This is a genomic window from Pandoraea sp., assembly GCF_004297875.1.
Taxonomy (GTDB): domain Bacteria; phylum Pseudomonadota; class Gammaproteobacteria; order Burkholderiales; family Burkholderiaceae; genus Pandoraea.
On the sequence record NZ_SCSK01000048.1, the window covers coordinates 173,018 to 192,770 of the forward strand.

At 64.4% G+C, this 19,753-nt stretch carries 24 protein-coding genes; 4 read left to right on the forward strand and 20 right to left on the reverse strand.

The genetic code is table 11. From position 1 onward, the window contains the following. Positions 1–11: 11 nt before the first annotated feature. The 6 genes from EPN80_RS15205 to mltG form a co-directional block, all read right to left on the reverse strand. Positions 12–668, reverse strand: coding sequence for an ankyrin repeat domain-containing protein (locus EPN80_RS15205; protein WP_293029149.1), 657 nt, complete (start codon positions 666–668; stop codon positions 12–14). An 89-nt stretch (positions 669–757) separates the two neighbouring features. Next, positions 758–1,537 carry a TatD family hydrolase gene (locus EPN80_RS15210; RefSeq protein WP_293028966.1) on the reverse strand — a complete coding sequence of 260 codons (780 nt, stop codon included), beginning with the start codon at positions 1,535–1,537 and terminating at the stop codon, positions 758–760. A 61-nt stretch (positions 1,538–1,598) separates the two neighbouring features. Then, positions 1,599–2,141 (reverse strand): GNAT family N-acetyltransferase, encoded by a 543-nt coding sequence (locus EPN80_RS15215; protein WP_293028969.1) that lies wholly within the window; start codon positions 2,139–2,141, stop codon positions 1,599–1,601. An 11-nt stretch (positions 2,142–2,152) separates the two neighbouring features. After that, the gene (holB, locus tag EPN80_RS15220; protein ID WP_293028972.1) at positions 2,153–3,175 is read right to left on the reverse strand and encodes a DNA polymerase III subunit delta'; all 1,023 of its coding nucleotides are present in this window, start codon (positions 3,173–3,175) and stop codon (positions 2,153–2,155) included. A gap of 23 nt (positions 3,176–3,198) precedes the next feature. After that, positions 3,199–3,840, reverse strand: a complete 642-nt coding sequence (tmk, locus tag EPN80_RS15225; RefSeq protein WP_293028974.1) for a dTMP kinase — start codon at positions 3,838–3,840, stop codon at positions 3,199–3,201. Then, positions 3,837–4,832 carry an endolytic transglycosylase MltG gene (gene mltG, locus EPN80_RS15230; protein WP_293028977.1) on the reverse strand — a complete coding sequence of 332 codons (996 nt, stop codon included), beginning with the start codon at positions 4,830–4,832 and terminating at the stop codon, positions 3,837–3,839. Before mltG ends, tmk begins: the two co-directional genes overlap by 4 nt. 201 nt (positions 4,833–5,033) lie before the next feature. Between mltG and EPN80_RS15235 the strand changes: the two genes are divergently transcribed. The 4 genes from EPN80_RS15235 to EPN80_RS15250 all read left to right on the forward strand — a co-directional run bounded on the left by EPN80_RS15235 (position 5,034) and on the right by EPN80_RS15250 (position 7,901). Then, positions 5,034–6,059, forward strand: coding sequence for a folate-binding protein (locus EPN80_RS15235; protein ID WP_293028980.1), 1,026 nt, complete (start codon positions 5,034–5,036; stop codon positions 6,057–6,059). A gap of 2 nt (positions 6,060–6,061) precedes the next feature. Then, the gene (locus EPN80_RS15240; protein ID WP_293028983.1) at positions 6,062–6,379 is read left to right on the forward strand and encodes a DUF4936 family protein; all 318 of its coding nucleotides are present in this window, start codon (positions 6,062–6,064) and stop codon (positions 6,377–6,379) included. Further along, positions 6,349–7,155 carry an NRDE family protein gene (locus tag EPN80_RS15245; protein ID WP_293028985.1) on the forward strand — a complete coding sequence of 269 codons (807 nt, stop codon included), beginning with the start codon at positions 6,349–6,351 and terminating at the stop codon, positions 7,153–7,155. The genes EPN80_RS15240 and EPN80_RS15245 overlap by 31 nt, the downstream gene beginning before the upstream one ends. A 77-nt stretch (positions 7,156–7,232) precedes the next feature. Continuing rightward, a complete protein-coding gene (locus tag EPN80_RS15250; RefSeq protein ID WP_293028988.1) occupies positions 7,233–7,901 on the forward strand; it encodes an alpha/beta hydrolase in 669 nt (222 codons plus the stop codon). On the opposite strand, the gene EPN80_RS15255 is transcribed toward EPN80_RS15250, so the two are convergent. The 14 genes from EPN80_RS15255 to EPN80_RS15320 form a co-directional block, all read right to left on the reverse strand. Beyond that, complete coding sequence (locus EPN80_RS15255; RefSeq protein WP_293028991.1) at positions 7,887–8,330, reverse strand: hypothetical protein; 444 nt, start codon at positions 8,328–8,330, stop codon at positions 7,887–7,889. The two genes, EPN80_RS15250 and EPN80_RS15255, sit on opposite strands and share 15 nt — an antisense overlap. Then, complete coding sequence (locus tag EPN80_RS15260; RefSeq protein ID WP_293028993.1) at positions 8,312–9,700, reverse strand: carotenoid oxygenase family protein; 1,389 nt, start codon at positions 9,698–9,700, stop codon at positions 8,312–8,314. Before EPN80_RS15260 ends, EPN80_RS15255 begins: the two co-directional genes overlap by 19 nt. Further along, the gene (locus EPN80_RS15265) at positions 9,690–10,514 is read right to left on the reverse strand and encodes a ferritin-like domain-containing protein (RefSeq protein WP_293028996.1); all 825 of its coding nucleotides are present in this window, start codon (positions 10,512–10,514) and stop codon (positions 9,690–9,692) included. Before EPN80_RS15265 ends, EPN80_RS15260 begins: the two co-directional genes overlap by 11 nt. 22 nt (positions 10,515–10,536) lie before the next feature. Beyond that, entirely contained in the window at positions 10,537–11,268 is a 732-nt protein-coding gene (gene fabG, locus EPN80_RS15270) for a 3-oxoacyl-ACP reductase FabG (protein WP_293028999.1), read from the reverse strand. Beyond that, positions 11,265–11,720 (reverse strand): 3-hydroxylacyl-ACP dehydratase, encoded by a 456-nt coding sequence (locus tag EPN80_RS15275; protein WP_293029002.1) that lies wholly within the window; start codon positions 11,718–11,720, stop codon positions 11,265–11,267. The genes fabG and EPN80_RS15275 overlap by 4 nt, the downstream gene beginning before the upstream one ends. Then, positions 11,683–12,486, reverse strand: a complete 804-nt coding sequence (locus tag EPN80_RS15280) for a beta-ketoacyl synthase chain length factor (RefSeq protein WP_293029006.1) — start codon at positions 12,484–12,486, stop codon at positions 11,683–11,685. Before EPN80_RS15280 ends, EPN80_RS15275 begins: the two co-directional genes overlap by 38 nt. After that, entirely contained in the window at positions 12,483–13,691 is a 1,209-nt protein-coding gene (locus EPN80_RS15285; RefSeq protein ID WP_293029009.1) for a beta-ketoacyl-ACP synthase, read from the reverse strand. Before EPN80_RS15285 ends, EPN80_RS15280 begins: the two co-directional genes overlap by 4 nt. Beyond that, positions 13,688–14,023 carry a hypothetical protein gene (locus EPN80_RS15290; protein WP_293029011.1) on the reverse strand — a complete coding sequence of 112 codons (336 nt, stop codon included), beginning with the start codon at positions 14,021–14,023 and terminating at the stop codon, positions 13,688–13,690. Before EPN80_RS15290 ends, EPN80_RS15285 begins: the two co-directional genes overlap by 4 nt. 9 nt (positions 14,024–14,032) lie before the next feature. Next, a complete protein-coding gene (locus tag EPN80_RS15295; protein ID WP_293029014.1) occupies positions 14,033–14,302 on the reverse strand; it encodes a phosphopantetheine-binding protein in 270 nt (89 codons plus the stop codon). Between the two features lie 191 nt (positions 14,303–14,493). Continuing rightward, on the reverse strand, positions 14,494–15,984 hold the full coding sequence (locus EPN80_RS15300) for a hypothetical protein (RefSeq protein WP_293029017.1): 1,491 nt from the start codon (positions 15,982–15,984) through the stop codon (positions 14,494–14,496). A 30-nt stretch (positions 15,985–16,014) separates the two neighbouring features. Continuing rightward, a complete protein-coding gene (locus EPN80_RS15305; RefSeq protein WP_293029020.1) occupies positions 16,015–16,611 on the reverse strand; it encodes a DUF3501 family protein in 597 nt (198 codons plus the stop codon). Positions 16,612–16,623: 12 nt separating this feature from the next. Continuing rightward, on the reverse strand, positions 16,624–17,967 hold the full coding sequence (locus tag EPN80_RS15310; protein ID WP_293029023.1) for a heterodisulfide reductase-related iron-sulfur binding cluster: 1,344 nt from the start codon (positions 17,965–17,967) through the stop codon (positions 16,624–16,626). Positions 17,968–18,057: 90 nt separating this feature from the next. Then, positions 18,058–18,480, reverse strand: coding sequence for a rubrerythrin family protein (locus EPN80_RS15315; protein WP_047213704.1), 423 nt, complete (start codon positions 18,478–18,480; stop codon positions 18,058–18,060). A gap of 188 nt (positions 18,481–18,668) precedes the next feature. Next, on the reverse strand, positions 18,669–19,658 hold the full coding sequence (locus EPN80_RS15320; protein ID WP_293029029.1) for an alpha/beta hydrolase: 990 nt from the start codon (positions 19,656–19,658) through the stop codon (positions 18,669–18,671). Positions 19,659–19,753 lie beyond the last annotated feature (95 nt).

Consider the following 19,753-nt stretch of genomic DNA (forward strand, 5'->3'; position numbering starts at 1 on the left):
ATGCATCCGGCCTAATGCACCGTTTTGCTGCCGGCGCTCGCCTTGCGCCTATCGAGCACGACCTGCTCCTGCTGTTCCAGCGCCTTGGCCAGGTCATCGTAATGGAATTGCCGGGCAAAATCAGCGGCAGTCATGCCCAGTTGATTCTTCACGGTCGGGTCGGCCCCCTGGTCGAGCAACAACTGAATGGTGCTCACATGATCGCTGCGCGCCGCCATCATCAGCGGGGTCGTACCATTGGGCGACGCCGCGTCGATATAGGCCGAATGATCGAGCAACAGCTTGACGATGTCGTCGTGACCGCTGGCCGCGGCATAATGCAGCGGTGCCCAGCCATGTTTGTTGACCTCGGCGCCTTTGGCGATCATCAGTTTGACCAGCGGCGTCAAGCCCTGCAAACAGGCGATCATCAAGGCGTTCTCGTGGGCGCGGTTGAGTTGTTCCAGATCCGTCTTCGGATCGTCGATCAACAGTTTGGCCACCTTGACCGATTTCTCCTGCATGGCGACATACAGCAGCGGATTGCCGATATCGTCGACAGTATTCGGATCGACCCCTTGCGCCAGCGCGCTCTGCACCGTTTGCACATCGTCGAATTTCACCGCCTTGATCAATTCGTCGTGGGTGACGGCTGAAGTCGTCGCGCAGGACGTCAGCAGACACACCATGAAAAGCACCCGGATGTATTTTGAAAACATAATAAATAGCCTTATATTTCGGTTTAAATAAATCAAATAATTACTTGAAAATAAATAATTTAATTTGCCTTATCGAATAACCGAAAGAAATTCTCGCTGGTTGCGCGAGCAATCTCCTCGACCGGCACGCCGCGCAATTCGGCAATAAATTCGGCGACATGGCGGACATAGCCGGGCTGATTCATTTTGCCGCGAAACGGCACCGGTGCGAGGTAGGGCGAATCGGTTTCGATCAGCATGCGTTCGAGCGGCACGCGACGCGCCACGTCCTGCAGCTCGCGCGCATTCTTGAACGTCACGATGCCGGAGAAGGAAATATAGAAGTTAAGCGCCAATGCCGCTTCGGCCACCGCCCAGGTCTCCGTGAAGCAATGCATCACACCGCCGCAGGTGTCAGCCTGCTCCTCGCGCATCAGGCGCAGCGTATCGTCGGCCGCCGCACGCGTGTGGATGATCAGCGGCAGGCCGGCGCGGCGCGCAGCGCGAATGTGGGTGCGAAACCGCTCGCGTTGCCACGCCATGCTCTCGACAGTGCGCCCTTCGAGCCGGTAGTAATCGAGTCCGGTCTCTCCGATGGCAACGACCTTCGGCTCGCGTGCCAGCCGCAGCAAATCGTCGAGGCTCGGCTCGGGCGTATCTTCATAATCGGGGTGCACGCCGACCGACGCAAAAATATGCGGTTGCTGCCGCGCCATCGCCAGTACGTCCGGCAATGTCGGCAAGTCGACCGATACGCACAGCGCCCGAGTCACCTGGTTGGCCTCCATGGTGGCGAGCAGTTCCGGCAGGCGTTCGGCCAGTTCGGGGAAATTGATATGGCAGTGAGAATCGATGAACATAGTGTGATGATGACCGGCATGCGCCGGGTAAGCTCTCTCTCGCGCGAAACCTTCAGGCGCTTCAAGCCGCCGCTCGCGGCGCCGGGGCGTCAAGGCGCTTGCCCAGAATGATCAGATCCCGCTCGACGCCGTCCAATTCCGCGACCCGCGGCAAGTCGCCCCAGCGCGCGAAGCCGAACGCTTCGAACAGCCCCAGGCTCGGTGCGTTGTGGCCGAATATAAAACCGAGCAGGGTGACGACGCCCAACGCCGGCGCGCGCTCGATCGCCTGGCCCAGCAGGTGGCGGCCCAGTCCTTGGCCGCGCGCCGCCGGTGCAAGATAAATGCTGACCTCGGCGGTTTTTTTATAGGCGGGTCGACCGTAAAAGTCCGACAGACTCAGCCAGCCGAGTATTTCCTCGCCGCGCTGCGCGACCCACAGCGGTCGGTGTGCCGGCGAGTGCGCGTGAAACCACGCCACGCGGCTTTCGACCGTGACCGGACTCAGGTCGGCGGTCACCTGGCGCGAGGCCACGGTACTGTTATAAATCGCCACGATTGCAGGCAAGTCGGCCAATGTGGCGTCTCTGAGCACGATGGTTTGCGGTGAAATGGTATCGGGCATGACGATCAATCTCAGGCTGGATCGAACAAACGACGGTATTGCAGGAACAGCGCCTCCAGCAATACCCGGGTATTGAGCGGGTGATTCTGCACCGCGCGCTGGCCACCGATCTCGCGCAGAAAGCCGAGCAGGCGCACGTCATCAGTCTGCCGACCGCACGCCGCGAGCGCGGCAGCGCGTGCCGGATAGAAGCGCGGGTGCTGCGTCATGCGCGCGGCAAGCAGGTCAAAGCACCATCGCTGGACCGTATCGAGCACGCCAGGCAAATTGCCCTTGTGCAACTGCTCGGCACAGCCGAGCGCGTCACACATCGGCCCCGACGCCAATTGCGTGAGCAGCCAGTCGCGCCAGGCGCGCTCGTCCTGCTGGGCCAACAGCAGCGCGTGCTGGGGTGCGCCGCCTGCCTCGGCCAGTAACGCGGCGCTGGCGGCAGCATCCAGCCCGCCCTCGGCGGCCAGCCAGGCGCTCGCCGCTACCGGGTCGGGACGCGTCAGCACGATGCGCTGGCAGCGGCTCAGAATCGTCGGCAGCAGACGATCGATCTGCGTGGTCACAAGAATGAACACGACATCGGCTGGCGGCTCCTCGAGCGTCTTGAGCAACGCATTGGCGGCATGCGGGTTGAGCGTCTCGGCCGGATACAGCAATACAACTCGCCGCCCTTGCCGGTGACTGCCCAGATTCGCGAAATCGAGCAATTCACGAATTTGCTCGATGCGGATTTCCTTGCTTGGCGTTTTGGCCTTCTTGTCGCCCGCGGTCTCCGGCTCGGCCGCAGGCGGCGCCTCGGCCAAGGCCTCCGGACACACGGAACGAAAATCGGGATGATTGCCGTGCGCCAACCATAGGCAGGCCGGGCACACGCCGCATGGCTGCCGGTCCGCTTGCGGCTGTTCGCACAGCAGCGCATTCGCCATATGCCTGGCGAAAGCGATTTCACCGGTGCCCGGCGCCGCCTGCAGCAACAGCGCATGCGGTAACTCGGGCAACCGATCTGCGAAATTTTTCCAGTCGCGAGTTTGCCAAGACAGCATCTATGCGATTTCCCTGTTATAAATCATAAGCTTGCAAGATATTTTTTCAGTAATTCCTTAATTTTTCCGCGCGATTGATCAGCATCGATCACTGCGAAGCGCTGTGGTGCCTGCGCCGCCCGGCGCAAATACTCCGTCCGCGTGCGGGCAAAAAACGCGGCCGGCTCTCGCTCGAACTTGTCGGGCGCTCGCGCACCGGCCAGCCGGGCTGCCGCTACCTCGGGCGCCAGGTCGAACAGCACGGTCAAGTCCGGCTGCAGCCCCTCCTGCACCCACTGCTCCAGCACGGTCAGCTTGTCGATCGACAGACCCCGGCCACCCCCCTGGTAGGCAAACGTCGCGTCGGTGAAGCGGTCCGAGATGACCCAATCGCCACGTGCGAGCGCAGGCGATATGACCCGCGCCAAATGTTCGCGCCGCGCCGCAAACATCAGCAGCGCCTCGGTTTCCAGGTGCATCGGCTCTTCCAGCAAAAGCGTGCGCAGGCGCTCGCCCAGCGGCGTGCCGCCTGGCTCGCGCGTGCAGATCACCTGCCGTCCATGGTGCGCCAGCCGTTCGGCCAACTGTTCGGCAAACCAGGTCAGGTGGGTGCTCTTGCCAGCACCGTCGATCCCTTCGAATGTAATGAATTTGCCGCGCGGCCCCGATGGATTGGCTAATGTCAAGGTTGACCTCTCACATATTTGTCGACCGCCCGGTTATGGTCTTGCAGGTCGTCGGAAAAAACGCTTGTGCCATCGCCGCGCGCGACGAAATACAGCGCGTCGGACTGCGCTGGATTGAGCGCGGCGGCGAGCGACGCGGCCCCGGGCAGTGCGATCGGCGTCGGTGGCAGTCCGGGCCGGGTGTAGGTGTTGTATGGCGTATCCATGAGCAAATCGCGCTTGCGCAGACGCCCGGTGTATTGATCGCCCAGACCGTAAATAACCGATGGATCGGTTTGCAGCAGCATGTGCTTGCGCAGGCGATTGACGAACACGGCCGACACCAGCGCCCGCTCGGCCGCCTTGCCGGTCTCCTTTTCGATCAGCGACGCCATGATCAGGGCCTGATACGGCGTCTGGTACGGCAGCCCGGGCACACGCGTGGCCCAGGCGTCGGCCAGACGGCGCGCCATCAGGCGGTAAGCTCGCTGGTAGACGTCGATGTCGCTGGTGCCCTTCGGAAATAAATACGTATCGGGGAAAAACATGCCCTCTGGCGCCTGTCCCGGATGGCCGATCTTGTCCATCAACGCGGCATCGGACAATCCCGCCGTATCGTGCCGCAACGCCGGATTCGAGTCTATCTCGGCACGCATGCGCTTGAAGGTCCAGCCATCGATGATGGTCACCGCATACTGATTGACGTCGCCGCGAGTGAGTTTGCTCAGTACGCCCAGCGGACTCACGCCAGTCTGGAATTCATAGTTACCCGATTTCAGCTTGGTGCTGGCGCGCATCAGGCGGGCCAGCACATCGAACAATGTCACATTGACCGGCACGCCCCCCTCATTCAGTTGCGCAACGACGCTGCGCAACGGGCTGTACGGTTTGATCGTCACGTCGAGCGTGGGCTGCGCCAGACGCACGGGCGTCATGGCCCAGTAATAAAAAGCGCCTCCGGTGGCCAACGCAGCCACGATCAGCAACAGCAAAATACGTTTGTAGACAGACATTCAGTAAGCGGAATCGGTGGCCAGAAGGCTCGCCATGCCCGAGAGACGGCAATCGGTGACGAGCGCGGCGGCCAAAAACATGCGGATTGCGAGCCAGGATCGCGCCGGAGCGTCGGAATCATTCTCGGTAGCCCTCGGGCGAGGAAAATTCAGACCCCATATAATACTTTGACTTCCCCATGCTAGGCAGATTGATACACCATGCACGCTCATTGGCAGGATGTTTTACCCCCATTCTCATTCGCGCCGCGCGCGACCCAGTTCGACGCCGTCGGGCGCGGTGGTTTTTTTTGCGCGCTCGATGACACCGGCCTTATCGAAGTCAGCGGCGCCGATGCCGCCAGCTTTCTGCACAATCAACTGACCAACGACATCGAAAATCTGCCGGCCGGTTGCGCCCGCCGCGCCGGCTACTGTTCGCCCAAGGGCCGCCTGCTGGCGACCTTCCTGGCGTGGCGCCAGAACGAATCAATTTTACTTGCCGTGGCCGCCGACATACAGTCCGCCGTGCAAAAGCGTCTGGGCATGTTCGTGCTGCGCGCCAAGGCGAAACTCAGAGATGCCACTCCTGATCACGTCGTGCTGGCGCTCGGCGGTGCCGGCGCCGATGCCGCGCTCGGCCGCTACTTCGACGCGCTGCCGGCCGATGCGCTGGCGATCGCACAAAATGCGCACGGCACGCTGATCCGCCTGCCCGATGCCGCCGGCCAGGCGCGTTACCAATGGATCGTACCCGTGGCCGAGGCAAGCGCCGCCCATGCGGCGCTTAGTCAGCAACTGCAGCCGGTCGAGACAGCGGTGGCACGCTGGCTCGACGTGCGCACCGGGGTGCCATGGATTGGCGCGGCCACGCAGGAGCAGTTCGTGCCGCAAATGATCAACTGGGAGGTCGTCGACGGCGTCAATTTCCGCAAGGGTTGCTATCCGGGGCAGGAAATTGTCGCGCGCAGCCAATATCGGGGCACCATCAAGCGCCGCCTGTTCCTGGCCCATGTGGACGCCGAGGCGACGCCCGCCATGGAGCTCTTCCAGGAAGGGGAACAGCCGTGCGGCATGGTCGTCAATGCCGCACCGGCGCCCGGCGGCGGCTCGGACTGTCTTGTCGAACTGCAGTTGGCGGCGCGTGGGAGCGATGCGCCGATACACATCGGGACGGTTGACGGCGCCGTGCTGCATTTCGGCGAGCTGCCCTACGCGCTGCCGGATCCGCTGGCAGCCGACGTCTGAGCATGTCCGCCATGCACTGCTACGTCTACTACCGGGTCGCCGCCACGCAGGCAAGCGCCGCGCGGGCATTGGTCGAGACACTATTCGCACGCATGGCAACCGCGTCGAGTGCCGCTGCGCGCCTGCAGATACGCTGCGATCCGGCCACCGGCAAGCCCGCCGGTGTCGCCGGCGAAGCCACCTGGATGGAGCACTATCCGGGCATATCCCCGGGCTTTGTCGAGCAACTCGAGCGGCAAGCCGCGCACCTCGGCCTGACGTCGCTGCTCGAGGGCGGGCGTCACGTCGAATGCTTTTGCGACGTGCCACCATGTGCCTGATCGTTTTCGCCTGGCGCCCCGAACATGCAACTCGCCTCGTGCTGCTGGCCAATCGCGATGAATTCTACGAACGCCCCACCGAAGCCATGCGCTGGTGGCAAACGCAACCCGACCTGCTGGCCGGACGCGATTTGCGCGGCGGCGGCACCTGGCTTGGCGTGACGCGCCAGGGCAGGTTCGCCGCGCTCACCAATTTCCGCGACGGCCGTGCGCCGAAGCCGGCGGCCGACGCACCTTCGCGCGGCGCACTGGTGACCGGATTCCTGGGCGCTCGGCAGCAGCCGATGTCCTATTTGCGCGACATCGAGCACCAAAGCACCGCCTACGCCGGGTTCAATCTCCTGGCCGGAGACTTCGCTGCCGGCGAGCTGGCCTGGTACGGCAACCGCGCGGCTCATGGCCCGGTTCCCATCGAGCCCGGCATGCACGCGTTATCCAATGCGCTGCTCGACACGCCATGGCCCAAAACCGAGCATCGCAGGCAAGCCTTGCACGAGGCGCTGCAGGACGAGGCCAGCGACGACGAATTGCTGGCGCTGATGCGTGACAGCGCGCGGGCCGATCCGGCGCTGTTGCCCGACACGGGCGTGGCCGCCGCCTGGGAGCAAATGCTCTCGGCAGCCTTTATCGCAGAACCAACCTACGGCACACGCTGCACGACCCTGCTCAAAGTCATGTCCGACGGTGAAGTTCGTGTCACCGAAGTGGTCTACGATGACGGCGACCGGGCACGCCGCGATTTCGATTTTCGGATCCAGACGCCCCAGCGGCAATGAACGGCGGGAATTTGTCCGGACGCGACAAGACAACCGCCTACCGATTCCCAAACGCGGATCACCGACGAGGACGCAACATGAACGTGCTGCACGATCCCACGCCCGAGCGCTCGGGCGAGCGCATTCTGCTGGTGATGTTGCCGGGCGTCGGCGACCATGCGGAATCATTTTTTCGAAATGGCGTGGTGCAGCGACTGCGCGAACGGCATTTGCCCGTCGATGCCCTCGCGGCCGAAGCAGGCTTCCCCTATTACGCCAACGACACCCTGGTGGATCGGCTCGACCAGCACATCGAACGCGTCATGCGCGAGCGCGACATTCGCCGCCTGTGGTTTCTGGGCACATCGCTGGGGGGCATGGGGGCATTGATATACAGCCGCGCGCGACCCGGGCGGGTCGAGGGCACCTTCCTGCTGGCGCCCTACCTCGGCAGCCGGCGCATCGTCGCTGAAGTGCGTGATGCCGGTGGCCTGCACGCGTGGCATCCGGGCGAGGATGCGCCGGGCGATATGGAATGGCGCGTGCTGCGGTGGGTCCAGCAGCAGCTGCTCGACCCTGCCGGCCCGCCCAGGCTCTACCTGGGTTATGCGCGCAGCGATCCGTTTGCGCTAGGCAGCGAACTGCTGCAACAGCAACTGCCCGCCGGGCGCACGGCGGTGATCGACGGCGGACACGACTGGGCCGCTTGGTCGGCCCTCTGGCAGCGCCTGCTCGAGCACGCGCCGTTTGGTTCATTTGATTCGTAAATCGCGCCAGCGGCGCGCGCGTGGCGCCGGAAATGGCTCGGGAAATGCGCCTGAAGCCGACGCATCGCCGGCGCGGCGCGGCGGCGGGAAATGCCGGCCGTGCTCGCTCAGGCGGCGATGCGCCAGGCGCCACGATGGCAGCGCGCCGACAGCTTCGGTCCAGTGCACGACCGAACTCTCATCGCACCACAGCATCACACGCCCCATGATTCTGCGATGCGTGCCGGCCTGTACGAAAGCGACCATCGCCGCCTCGTCCTGCCATGCCGTGCGAGTCCAATAGGTCCGCCAGCTTTCGCTGAGCACCGACACGGCCAGGCAGCCCGGCGCGCCGCGTGCCTGCATGGCCGAACCGAGCGTGGCCGCGAGCACCTGCGGCAGATGCCGCCAGGACCTCACATGCAGCCGGGTTACCGAGATGACTGGCACGGCGGCGCGTCCAGGTCAGCTTGTGACACCCAACTGCCGTGCGCGCCGTAGGGCACACGTTGCGGCAAGGTAATGCGGGCCAGCGGCGCGCCAGCGAAGCGCCGGGCATCGAGCACGATCAACGCGCTGCGATCGGTCGTGGCGTCATAGACAAAGCTCAGCACCCACCCTTCGTCCTCGCCCGACGATGCCCGCGCCGGGACGAACACCGGTTCGGCCGCCATCTCGTGCGGCCCGACCTCGTGCCTGGTCACCGTGTCGCGCACGAAATCGTATTTGAACAATCCTCCGCATGCATGCCAGGCTTGCGCCAGCCGAATCTCCGCGGCATAGCCGAAGCGGTGCGGCCGCCCCACGCGCCGCTCGTCCAGACGCGGCAACTCGCCCGGCGCGTCGCTCAGGCAGTCATGCGCGACCCGCCCGCCGGCCAGGTCGATACGCCACTCGTGCATGCCCAGGCATGCCTGCGCAGCAGGAGCATCGCCGGTCATGTAGTAGGGGTCGCTGACCACCGCGCGCAGCACCACGGTGTCACCGTCGTCGAAAGCGTTGAGCACGTGCGGGATAAAGCACGGCTCGATCTCGAACCAGCGCACGGGGGCATCGCTGCGATGCAACTCGAGCAGGCCGAGACGCATCGTGTAGCCGCGATCCCAGCAAAACGGCAGGCCGCCGCCGGGCCGCGGCGGCCGCTCGAACAGCAGCGGCTGGTCGATGAACACCGCGAAGCGCTGTGTCACGGCAAAGTCGTGCATGGCCGTGGCGCCTGCGACGTCGATCGCCTGGCTGCGCACGATGCGCCCGGCCGCATCGGCGCAAAAATAGGTCACCCACGGCCGCCATGGCCGGTAATTCACGAAATGCAGCTCGCCAGTGGCCGGATCGCGCTTTGGATGGGCGCTCATATTGGCGGTCAACTGGCCGCCGAAATCGTAGCAACCCAGCGTCTCGAGTTCCGCACTCAACGCATACGGCATGCCAACGTCGCATAGAGCGAGCAGACGCCCCGCATGCACGATGACATTCAGGTTGGCCGGATTATGCGGGACCCAGCGCCGGTCGGGCGGGCCGGGCGGCGCCGCTTGACCGGTCGCTGCGGCAAGGCTCTCGGTGCGCACCCAGCGATTTCGATACCAGCAGGCGCGTCCTGCCGCCAGGCGCACGCCATGGATCATGCCGTCGCCCAGGAAGAGATGGGGCAACGCGCCATCGCCGCCGACGAGCACCGGGTGTGGATTGAAGCTGTTACGCACGTACAGGCCGTCGAGTTCGGGCGGAATCGCCCCTTCGACCGGCAGATCGATGACGCTGATCTCCGCGTCCAGCGGTTGCAGCACCCCGCTGTGCCGCGCGGCCCGCTCAGGTCGCATGAATCGGGTGTCGCGCGGCGCGATAGCGTTTCTTGAGACCGGTATAGACGTCATAGAACGCATCGGGACCCGGGATATCGAGTTCGAGCATTTTGGCGATCCGGGTCACGATATGCTCGCGGTAGCGCCGCTCGACTTCAGCAATATCCAGGCACTGCATTTTCAGCAGCGTCATGAATACCGGATGCTGTGTCACCCCGTCGCTGGCCGGCTGCAGCAGGAACCACGCCGTGCGCAGCGCAACCAGGCGATCGCGCTCGGGATCGTCCGAGCGCTCGATGGTTTGCCTGCAGTAAAACTCAAAACCGACCGAATGACGCATTTCGTCGCGTGCGAGATCCTTGACGATCTGCACCAGCACCGGTTCCTCGACTGTCTTCGCGAATTGGTTGTAGGCCGTGTTCGCAGCGATTTCCGAACAAATGTTCGAGGTCAGCATCTCGACGGGCGAATGCGTCATCGGCGTGATCCTGCGCCCGCGGTGAATGAACTCCTGCGCGATCGGCACACCGAGGCGGCCGAGCCAGCGGATCAACGCCAACGGATGCTTGGTCTCCTCATAGAACCACACCGACAGCCATTGCGTGAAGTCCACATCGTCGTGCAGCAGTTGCATGAACGCCGCGGTGGCCGAAAACGTCGTCAATTCCGCATACGCGGCGATTTTTACGTCTTCGATCAGGGCCGGCGTCACCTTGCTGGTGTCGATCGCGTCCCACGGCTGCTCGCGAAAAATCCAGCGCGCCTTCTCCGATGATTCGAGCAGCCGGTAGTACCCCAGCTGATTGCTCAGGTCGTCCAGATGATCTGCCATCGTCCTCCTCCTTCGCGCCGTCTCATCCGAGTCCGCCGCTGATGCCCAAGATTTGCCCGGTAACATAAGCCGCCTCGTCCGATACCAGGTAACCGACCGCGGCGGCCACTTCGTCGGCGCCGCCCGCGCGTTTCATCGGCACCACCGCGTCGATCACGCTTTGCGCAATCCCCTCGGCCATGCCGGCGGCGATAAAGCCGGGCGCGATCGCATTGACCGTGACGCCGCGCGTGGCAAGTTCCAGCGCGAGCGCTTTGGTGACCCCATGCAGTCCTGCCTTGGCCGCCGCGTAATTGCCCTGCCCGCGATTGCCGATGCTGCCCACCACCGACGACACACTGATCACCCGCCCCCAGCGGGTGCGGATCATCGGCAGCAGCAGCGGCTGCGTGACGTTGAAAAACCCGTGCAGCGACACCTCGACAACGCGCCGCCACTGCTCGAACGTCATGCCGGCCAGCGGCGCATCGTCATGCACGCCCGCGTTGTTGACGACCACCTGGATCGGCCCCGCTTCAAGCAGGCAAGCCAGCGCCTGCGCGGCCCCCGCGTTGTCGATCACGTCGAAGCCGACCGTCTCGGCGCTGCCGCCGTGCCCGACGATTTCGTCGGCGACGGCCTGTGCGCGCGCCGGGTTGCGGTGCGCATGCACGATCACATGGCAACCCTGGCGCGCCAGGCGGCGGCAAATCGCCGCGCCCAATGCGCCGCTGCCGCCGGTGACGAGCGCTCGCCTGGCGGTCGCGGATGTCATGGCACGCCTCGCTCGATGGCGACCGTCATCATGCCTCGCGTCAGGGTTTGCGCCGCACAGCGCACGTCGAACGTATATTGCGCGCCGCCGCCCTGCTCGGCCTTGAGCATGGCGCGAACCGCCAGCGGCGCGTCGCCGAGCGTATCGAGGCGTTCTGCAAACAAATCGACGCGCCGAAACGCGGCCACATAGGCCCGCCGCAGCGGCGCGTCGCCGCTGACCAGGCTGGCATGCAACGCAACCGCCTGCGCCGCATATTCGATCGCATGCACGCCGGCCAGCCGGCCGAGCCAGCGCAGCGGATGCTCGGGATCGGTATGCGAGCCGGCCGCGCACTCGATCATCGTGTCGTCCCAGTCCGTCACGGCGTCGAGCAAGCGCATCGCGCCGTCGTGCGGAATGCGGCGGTAGATCTCATGCGCGACCAATCGGTGCGATATCGACAGCGACACTCGCTGCTCCTCCCGCATCCAGGAAAATCCGCTCGCGGCGGTCCGTGGCCATGCATTCGAGCATCGGCAAAGCACGCGCCGCGGCGTTGCCCGCGCGCAGTCGCTCCCAGGCCGGATGCGCCATGCGCGTGGCCGGGCAATAGGGGATGCGCTCGACATTCAGCGCCCAGCCGGTCGCCCCAGGCGCCTGGCCGCTGACCAGCATGGCGGTGGCAAACGGCGCGCAGATCGGCAAGTGGCGGTCGATGATGGCCGGCGCCGGCTGCTCGTAGGAGACCAGCAGCACCGGGGCCTGCTCGCTGACGACGATCGAGAGCGCTTCGAGCAAGCCGGCGGCAAAGCTCGCCTCGCCCGCGCTCAGGCTGACCGAACCGGCCTGCGCGTGCGCGCCAATCGACCAGTAACCGGCCGTGGCGTTGTGTACGATGTTGTGGAAATGAATCGGCGAGACCGGCGCGCCAGGCTGGCCAAGGGCCATGCACACACGGTCGGTCACCTGCAGATCGCCGGCCGACGAGGTGAACACCGAGGCGATGCGGGACACGTCGAGCGGCGCGCGCGCGGCCAGTTGCTCGGTCACGCGCAACGCCAGGCGAATCGCTGTGGTGGTGCGACGCCGTTCGTTGGGTGCCAGCATCGACGGTTCGCCACTTGGCAGATCGCCGAGTGCGCCGTCGCACGGCTCGCGCAACAGCGCCGCGCCCTGTGCCCAGTCGCGTACGCCGGGGCCGAGCATCTCGACGGCATCGACGAACAGGGGAGTCATGCGAGTGCCTCAAAGACGAGCGCGCAGTTGTTGCCGCCAAAGCCGAATGAATTGCTCAGCACGCGCTTGAGCGGCCGCTGCAGCGTCTCCAGCACCACCGGCGTGCGCAGCGCCGGGTCGATCTCGCGCGCATTCAGGTTCGCGGGGACGAGGCCGGCACGTATCGACAGAAACGAAATGACCGCCTCGGTAATACCGGCCGCACCCTGCGTGTGACCGGTCCAGCCTTTGGTCGAGCTGCAAAGGCAGCCGTCGCCGAACACCGTCGCAATCGCCGCATCTTCCGCGCTGTCGTTCGACGGCGTGCCGCTGCCGTGCAGATTGACATAATCGATCTCATCGGCATCCAGTCCGGCGCGCTGCAATGCCAGTTCGATGGCCGCGCGTGCGCCGGCGCCCTCCGGATGAGGCGCGGTCATATGATAAGCGTCGCTGCTCTCGCCAAAGCCCGTCACGGCGATCGCTCCAGGCCCGGTCTCATGCAGCACCCTCTCGAGCAGCGCAAAGCCGGCCGCCTCGCCGATGCTGATGCCGTCGCGCGCCTTATCCCAGGGGCGGCACGGCGCTTCGGAGAGCAGCCCGAGCGAGCGAAAACCGTAGATGAATCCCTCGTTGGCGCAATCGATCCCCGCCACCACGGCCGCGTCGCACAGGCCGGCCTGGAGATGCCGATACGCACTGGCAAATACCTTCGCACTCGACGAGCACGCGGTCGATATGGTCGCTGCAGGCCCGTCGATACCCAGCACGCGGCAGCAATATTCAGTGGCCGAAGCCAGATGCGCCGTATGCCGCACGCGCACGTCGGGGCCCAGATCGCCATGTGCGGGGTCGTAGTCCACGTAGCGCGACTCCAACTCGGCCAGGCCCGAGGCGATGGTGCCGACGAAGCAAGCGACCCGCTGTGCGCCATAGCGCTCGGCGGCGCGCCGCACCGCCGTTGCGAATCCGTCTTGCGCCAGCGCAGTGCCGAGAATGCGGTGCGCGCGGCAATCGTATGGCGCCAATGCAGCCGGCACCGGCGCGTCGGCCGCTCCATCTATCAGCCCGAGCCAGGTCCGGCCGCCGGCACGCAGCGGCACCTCGCGCAGTCCACCTCGCCCCGTCTGCAAGGCCCGCAGCGCCGCCTGGTTGCCCACGCCCAGCGCGCTGGTCAGCGTGTAGGCCGTCACATAGATTGGAGTTTGCCGGGCGATATCGCTCATAAGGCCAGGCCCTGCACGATGCACTTGCCTGCGGCAACGCGCGTGCCGTCGTCGTCGGTGCACTCGAAGCGCAAGTGAGCGTCGTCTTCGCGTGCCAAGGTGATGGTGAACGCCTGGTCGGGTCGCAGCACGTGCATGAATTTCGCGTGTTCGATATGCACGATGCGCGCCTCGCCGTTCCAGGCAGCCAGGGCCGACTGAACCCGCTCGAGAATCACCACCGCCGGCACCACCGGTTGTCCGGGAAAGTGGCCGGGGATCGCCCCATGATCGCCGCGCACCGTGTCACGCACCACATACCGGGCGCAGCCCGCTGTCGCATCGAGCGTCATCGCCGCCGCTCACACTTGCCGATGCTGTTCGACATACTGTCCCAGCGAGCGGAGCGACTTGAAAATCTCATCGTTCTTTTTGTCACCGGGCGTGATGATCACGTGGTAAGTCGACGAGAGGAGCATGCCCAACTCGAGGGCATCGATCGAATCCAGTCCCAGGCCCTCGCCGAAAATCGGTCCATCGGGATCGATGTGTTGGCGATCGATATCGAGGTTGAGCCCCTCGATGATCAGGGTGGCAAGCTCGCTTTCGATTTTCGTTGGCGTGGTTATCATGCTGCACTCCAAAGATCGACTGTGTTGACCTTGGAGGAACTTTAGCGCGTCACGCCCGGCTGGAAATAGACCAAAATCGCGTAGTTTTGAAACGACCCGCTCATGCGCGCGGCCCGGCGACAAGCCTGGCTTGCGCGGCACTGGCCAGGGCGTCGCGACCTTCCTTGCAGGCGGAGGTCGGGAGCCCGCCGCTACGAAAATTCGATATGTGGTCGCGCGCTGGGGTGATCCAGCGGCACATGTCGGACGAGTTTCCCGCCATGACGGCGGTCCAGTTCGCCGCAAGGTTTCAGCACGACCTCCGGGGCCGGCACGCCGAGCGCGGCGAGCGCCCGCGCCACGCGCTTGCCTGCCGCAGTGACATCCACTGCGTCGGCTTGCGCTTCGCTCGGCAGAAAATCGATCTCGGCGCCTCGCGCGGTTTGCCAGACTTGATAGTCGAGAATGCCGGCCTCGCTGAACAGCACCGAGGTGAATACCTTCGGATGCACGATCACCTGTCCGCCCCGGACATCGTCGTACACAAAGTTCTCTTCGTGCCTGCCCTGCAGATCGGCCACACGACGATGGGCCGAGCCGCACGGACACGGTTCATCGAGCAGCGTCGGCTGATCCGACAGCTCATAGCGGATCAGCGGCGTGAGCCGGTTGAACAAATTCGTCACGAATATTTTGGCGGCAGTCTGGCTGGGCGCAATCGGTGCGCCCTTCTCGTCGACCAGTTCGACGATGAGCGTGTCGTCACTCAAATGCATCCCCGGACCGGCGCCGCACGACATCGCAAGCCCGCTGGTCTCGCTGCAGCCCCACCAGTTTTGCACTGGCGCGTCGGGAAATACGCTCGCGAGCCGTTCCCGCGTGGATTCGTAGAGCGGCTCGCCGATGCCGATCAGCAGGCGCGGCGCAATCGTCAGACGCCCGGCCGCGGCCTCCTGCGCGAGCAGGCCCAACATCGACGGATACCCTTGCAGCACGAGCGGCCGGGCGGCGTTGAGGCCGTCCACGATGTGCGCCAGCGGCAACGTCACCGGGAATTGATGGAAGCGAAACTGCGGCGACTTGAAAGTTTCGGTCAGCGCGTAGGTCATGTGCGTGGCCTGATTGGCGGCCACTTGCGCGATCGCGAAGCCGCCTTGCGGCGACGGCGTCATGCCGGCAGCCAATGCATAGGCAAGCGCATAGCGTTGCACCGTTGCATAGCATTCCATCCAGCCGTCCCAGTCGTAGACGAATACCCCTCGCCGGCCAGTCGCACCGCTGGTGGCGACCGCATGCCAGGCATCGAGCAGGTAGCTGTCGCGATCGCCGAGCCCCGCCAGATGACGGTTGGCAAGTTGCAATGTCAGACGGCGATCGGTGGCGATCTCGTCGAAGTTCGTCATCAAGTCGTGCTTGGTCATGGTCGGCAAATCGCGCAATCCGGCCTCGGTGAGCCGGGTCGGATCGATCCTGGCCAGACGCGCAGCATGCCACGGCGAGTGCTGCCGGGCATGGGCGACCAGGGCGCGCAGCCGGCGCTCGCGTTCTTCGCGCAGGCGTGCGGCGGGCCAGCGCAGGCGCTCGAACGCCGCAGCCACCACCGGTTGCGCTGCGGCGCAATGGCGCTCGCGCAGCGCTTGGTCGCGGGTATTACGAGCGCCCTGTTCCGGCGGCACGACGTCAGGGGAGGAAGGTATCGTCACGGGGCGCCTGCACGGCTGGCCCAGAACATCTCAGGCGAGGTCTCGCGCCAGCGCGGCCAGGGTCTCGGGCGCCACCGCATCGACACGATAGGTGTAGTTCGGGTGTTCGATGCCAATGGCCAGGCTCGGCGCGCGCTGCCCATGGTCGCCGCGCAGCCCGGCAATCATCTCCGGCGTCAGCTCGAAACGCAGGAAATGCACCGACGAGGTTTTGGTCTCGTTTTGCCGATCGAGATCCTCATCGGCAATCGCGAACACGCGCGGATGCTGGCCGACCTGCACATAGACGCGGTCCTGCACGCCCAACAGGCGCGTGAGTTCGACCTTGCGCACGGCCTCGTCGGCGTACTCGATCATCATGGTCGCCTTGAGATTGTGCCCGTCCGGGATCAGCGGGTTGTAGGCGTCGAGTTCATCGAGAATGCCGCGCTCCTCGAAGGTGCGTTCGATACGCAGCATTTCCTGAATCTGATAGCGCACCGTCAGCTCGTCCTCGAAAATCAGCGTGACATGGTCACCCACCGCCACCGTGCGCCGCTTCTTGTGAGCCATCACCTCGGCGCGGAATTCCTGGCGACGGCGCGCATACTCTTCCAGAGGCCACAGACTTTCACGGCTGATAGACATCGATCGAACTCCTTATATTCCGTAGGCACGGCGCAATAGAGTGAGCGGATGCGCCAACTCCGGCACGCGGGCACCTTCGGCCTGCCCCATGCCCTGTTCAATATGATGCCCCGCGAGCTGGCAGTCTGAACTGATGAAATCCGGCTCGTCCTTGGCCATTGCCCTGAAAACCGGGCGGCCGATTTTCATGGCCATCGCGTGATAGGCCTTTTTCACGCCCCAGGTGCCGGCGTGCCCCGAACATCGTTCGACCGTATTGATCGTGGTTTCCGGCAGCAGCTTGAACATCTCCTCGGTCTTGCGGCCGATATTCTGGACCCGGCCGTGGCATGGGATGTGATACGACACCTTGCCCAGCGGCTGCTTGAAATCGGTTTTGAGCAGGCCGTCGCGATAGCGAGCCATCAGATACTCGAACGGATCCCATACGGAGGCGCCCACCTTGCGCACCGCCGCTTCGCCGGCAAACAGCAATGGCAACTCCTGCTTGAACATCAGCGTGCATGACGGAATCGCCGACAGAATCGCGTAGCCGGCCTCGGCGTAGCGCAGCAGCACCGGAATATTCTTGTCCTTGTGCTTTTCCACCGATGCCAGATCGCCCAGCTCGAATTTCGGCATGCCGCAGCATGCTTCCTTCTCGACAATTTCGTAGGGAATGTCGTTGTGGCGGAGAATTTCCAGCAGATCCTCGCCGATACCCGGTTCGTTGTAATTAACGTAACAGGTGGCGAAAATCGCCACCTTGCCGGGCGTTCGCTCGCCGTCGCGCACGGCCGGCGCCGTATCGTCGCGTGCGGTGCTGCGGAATTTGCGCGCGGCGTAATCGGGCACCCAGGCGTTTTTGTCCACCCCAAGCGCGCTTTGCATCGCTTCGCGCACCACGGCGGTCCGGTTAAGTGCATTGACCGCCTGGGTGACGATCGGAATGCCGGCAAACTTGCCCAGCCCGTCGGTCGACGACAACACCCGGTCGCGCCATTTACCGCCGGTCTTGCGGAACGCGACGGCCTTGGCACGCAACATCGTATGCGGGAAATCGACGTTCCACTCGTGCGGCGGCACATACGGGCACTTGGTCAGATAGCACATGTCGCACAGGTAGCACTGATCGACGACGTCGGCGTATTTTTCTTTCGGCACGCCGTCGACCTCGCCGGTCGGTCCTTCATCGACCAGATCGAACAGCGTGGGAAACGCGCCGCACAGGTTGACACAGCGGCGGCAGCCATGACAGATGTCGAAGATGCGTTCCATTTCGGCCTGCAAAGCCGCCTCGTCGTAGAACGCCTCGTTCTTCCAGTCGAGCGCGTGCCGGGTCGGCGCCTCCAGACTGCCTTCGCGAATCGACGCCATCACGTCCTCCTGTTTGTTTTTGTGGCGCACGCGCCAAGCCGGCGACGGGCAGCAAGCCCGCCGTCCGGCGCTACCGATGCGAATGGCGGATCAGTCGGTCAGGCTGTCCAGCGTGCGCTGGAATTTGTTGGCGTGCGAGCGTTCGGCCTTGGCGAGAGTTTCGAACCAGTCGGCAATTTCGTCGAACCCTTCTTCCCTGGCGGTTTTGGCCATACCGGGATACATGTCGGTGTATTCGTGGGTTTCCCCGGCCACCGCCGATTTGAGGTTGTCGCGGGTCGGCCCGATCGGCAGGCCGGTCACCGGATCGCCGGATTGTTCAAGATATTCGAGATGACCGTGCGCGTGCCCAGTTTCCCCTTCCGCGGTCGAACGAAATACCGCGGACACATCGTTGTACCCTTCGACATCGGCCTTGGCAGCGAAATACAGATAACGCCGGTTGGCCTGCGATTCACCGGCGAATGCTTCCTTCAAATTGCCTTCGGTCTTGGAACCTTTGAGAGACGACATTGAGCACCTCCTGTTTTGCGGGAACGACGGAAGGCGCCTGCGGCCGCGAACGATCCTGCACTCGTCGCCGCGACGCCCATGCTTTGGTGGGACAGACGTGCCGTTTAAGTCTACGAGATCGCCACGCGACTGTAAATCAAGGATTTTTATGGGTCCGATAGTCTCACGCAATGACCGTCAAGGCGCGCTCATGCCGTATCGAACGCGCGGCGCAGCGCGGCAATCGCCGCATCGTGAGCCCGCGCGACATCCGGCACGAGCCGGCGCATCTTGAAGAATTCGTGAATCATGCCGTCAAAGCGGTGCAACTCGACGCGATTGCCGGCTCGCCGCAGTTTCTCCGCATAGGCGACGCCTTCGTCCAGCAACGGATCGTATTCGGCCACGGCAATCCAGGCCGGCGCCAACCCCGAGAAATCGGGCGCCGATGCAACGTTGCCGTGATGAGTCGGCTCGCCGCGCGTGCCGTCCAATGGCGCAAAACGCCAGTCGTCGCGATCGTCCCGGGTGCGGATGTAGTTCTCGAAAAACCATTGGATGGTCTCTTCCGGCAGAAAATAGCCGTGCGCGAGACGCCGGTGCGACGCCGTGTCCTGGTAGCCACAAGTGCCCGGATACAGCAGCATTTGCAACACCAGCGGCAGCCCCGCATCGCGCGCCAACACGGCGCCGACGGTCGCCAGCGTGCCGCCGGCGCTGTCTCCGCCGATCGCGATGCGGGCAGCGTCCAGCCCGAGCGCGTGGGACTCGTCGTGCAGCCAGCGCAAGGCGTCGAAGGTATCGTGCACGGCGCTCGGAAAGCGATGCTCCGGCGCGAGTCGATAGGCTACCGAGAACACAGCGCAATCGGCGCCCCGCGCCAGCAGGCGGCACAACGCATCATGCGTGGCCAGACTGCCGACCGTGAAGCCCCCGCCGTGCAGGTACATCAGCGCCGGCAGTGGTGCGGCCCAACTCGCCTCGCGCGGCAGATACAGGCGCGCGTCGATGCTGCCGCCATCCCGCACCGGCAAGCTCAGGTCGTCGACGCGATGCAGCGGCGCGGGCGGCACGTCGAGAATCGGCGCCGACCGCTCATAAGCCTGCCTCGCCTCGGCAACCGTCAGGGTATGCAGCGGCGGATATTTCGAGTTCTCTATCATCTGAAGCAGCGCTGCGACTTTCGGATTCAACGGCATGGGCAACGATCGGGCCGGAAGGCGGATTCGGGGCAAGCAATGCGGCCGTATGATGTCATAATCGACGCGATAATGCAGACATCCATCATCAGCGA